This window comes from Microbispora sp. H10830 (assembly GCF_014161375.1).
Lineage (GTDB): Bacteria > Actinomycetota > Actinomycetes > Streptosporangiales > Streptosporangiaceae > Microbispora > Microbispora catharanthi.
The window spans coordinates 1-1,255 of the sequence record NZ_JABBWX010000048.1; the positions used below are offsets into that span (position 1 = coordinate 1).

Genomic DNA, 1,255 nt, shown 5'->3' on the forward strand with positions numbered 1-1,255 from the left:
TGGCTGCTTCTAAGCCAACCTCCTGGTTGTCACTGCGACTCCACATCCTTTCCCACTTAGCACACGCTTAGGGGCCTTAGTCGGTGATCTGGGCTGTTTCCCTCTCGACCACGGAGCTTATCCCCCGCAGTCTCACTGCCACGCTCAACTTACCGGCATTCGAAGTTTGGCTGACGTCAGTAACCTTGTCGGGCCCATCAGCCATCCAGAGCCCTACCTCCGGCAAGCAACACGCAACGCTGCACCTAAATGCATTTCGGGGAGAACCAGCTATCACGGAGTTTGATTGGCCTTTCACCCCTACACACAGGTCATCCCCCAGGTTTTCAACCCTGGTGGGTTCGGTCCTCCACGCAGTCTTACCCACGCTTCAACCTGCCCATGCGTAGATCACCCCGCTTCGGGTCTACAGCATGCGACTCAAACGCCCTATTCAGACTCGCTTTCGCTACGGCTCCCCCACACGGGTTAACCTCGCCACACACCATAACTCGCAGGCTCATTCTTCAAAAGGCACGCAGTCACATCACAGCCGCCCGAAGACGACTACGCTCCTACGGCTTGTAGGCACACGGTTTCAGGTACTATTTCACGACCCCTCACCGGGGCGCTTTTCACCTTTCCCTCACGGTACTCGTTCACTATCGGTCATCAGGAAGTATTTAGGCTTACCAGGTGGTCCTGGCAGATTCACACAGGATTTCTCGAGCCCCGTGCTACTCGGGAACACTCCCAACAGTCGGCAAGATTTCGCCTACCCGGCTATCACGGTCTACGGCCGCCCTTCCCAGAGCGTTCGACTACCCCACCGATTTCTCACTGCCTGAAGAGACGGCGGTCTCCTCCGGAAGGTCCCACAACCCCGCACACGCAACGCCCGCCGGCTATCACACGCGCACGGTTTAGCCTCCTCCGCTTTCGCTCACCACTACTCACGGAATCACTAAATTGTTTTCTTCTCCTACGGGTACTGAGATGTTTCACTTCCCCGCGTTACCACCAACCGCCCTATACATTCAGACGGCGGCAACACCACATGACTGGTGCTAGGTTTCCCCATTCGGACATCCCCGGATCAACGTCTGGTTGGCGACTCCCCGAGGCTTAACGCAGCCTCCCACGTCCTTCATCGGCTCCTGATGCCAAGGCATCCACCGTGTGCCCTAAATAACTTGGCCACAAAGATGCTCGCGTCCACTATGCAATTCACAAACAACAACCAGACAACCAGCCCACCCCACCACCAAACACCCGA

Annotated in this window: 1 rRNA gene; it reads right to left on the bottom strand. The window is 56.8% G+C overall.

Going from position 1 to position 1,255, the window contains the following annotated elements:
• A 23S ribosomal RNA gene (locus HHX35_RS42320) occupies positions 1-1,178 on the bottom strand; the annotation flags it as partial.
• Positions 1,179-1,255 lie beyond the last annotated feature (77 nt).